Below are 1,094 nucleotides of genomic sequence, written 5' to 3' on the forward strand. Positions count from 1 at the left end.
CGAGCATTTCATAGTAAGTGTCCGGTGGCGCGGTCATGAAGCGCATGCCGATGCTTTTCAGGTGATCCCAGGTCTTGATCAGGTCATCGGACAGGAAAGCAACGTGCTGGATGCCCTCGCCGTTGAATTGCATCAGGAACTCTTCGATCTGCCCTGCACCCTTGGACGACTCTTCGTTCAACGGAATGCGGATCATGCCATCGGGGGCGGTCATGGCCTTGGAGGTCAGGCCGGTGTACTCGCCCTTGATGTCGAAGTAGCGGATTTCGCGGAAGTTGAACAGCTTCTCGTAGAAGTTGGCCCAGTAGGCCATGCGACCGCGATACACGTTGTGGGTCAGGTGATCGATGATCTTCAGGCCAGCACCGACCGGGTGGCGGTCAACGCCTTCGAGGAATACGAAGTCGATGTCATAGATCGAGTTGCCTTCACCGAAACGGTCGATCAGGTACAGCGGCGCACCACCGATGCCTTTGATCGCTGGCAGGTTCAGCTCCATCGGGCCGGTTTCAATGTGGATCGGCTGGGCGCCGAGTTCCAGGGCGCGCTTGTAGGCTTTTTGCGAATCCTTGACGCGAAACGCCATGCCGCACACCGACGGACCGTGCTCGGCCGCGAAGTACGAGGCCACGCTGTGAGGTTCATTGTTGAGGATCAGGTTGATCGCGCCCTGGCGATACAGGTGCACGTCCTTGGAGCGGTGGGTCGCCACCTTGGTGAAGCCCATGATCTCGAAGATCGGCTCCAGGGTATTGGGGGTCGGCGATGCGAGCTCGATGAATTCAAAGCCCATCAGGCCCATTGGGTTTTCGTATAAATCTGCCATGGTTGGCGCCTCATCATTTCTTTATCAATTAACAAAGGTTAGTTGTAAGCAATGCTGAGACCAGTGGGTGGCGCACAGGAGATGCCCCGCACACTGCGGGCGAGAAAATCACCGTAGATCAGTTGAAACCCGAATATCTTCATTATCGACCCAAGGCTCTTGCGGGCGAGGCTTCTGCTGCCAGAAGACGATTATTATTGTATGCGTAACCTGATTCTACACAGCGTAAATCAGTTTGTCCGCCTTCTGTATCAAATCCCCTTTTTCC

At 55.4% G+C, this 1,094-nt stretch carries 1 protein-coding gene; it reads right to left on the reverse strand.

Annotated elements, in window-relative coordinates; translation table 11 throughout:
• The coding region (gene hppD, locus ACRESJ_RS00255; RefSeq protein WP_431756077.1) for a 4-hydroxyphenylpyruvate dioxygenase at nucleotides 1–826 on the reverse strand (826 nt) is incomplete at its 3' end.
• Between the last annotated feature and the right edge of the window lie 268 nt (nucleotides 827–1,094).

This window comes from Pseudomonas sp., assembly GCF_050739655.1.
GTDB lineage: Bacteria > Pseudomonadota > Gammaproteobacteria > Pseudomonadales > Pseudomonadaceae > Aquipseudomonas.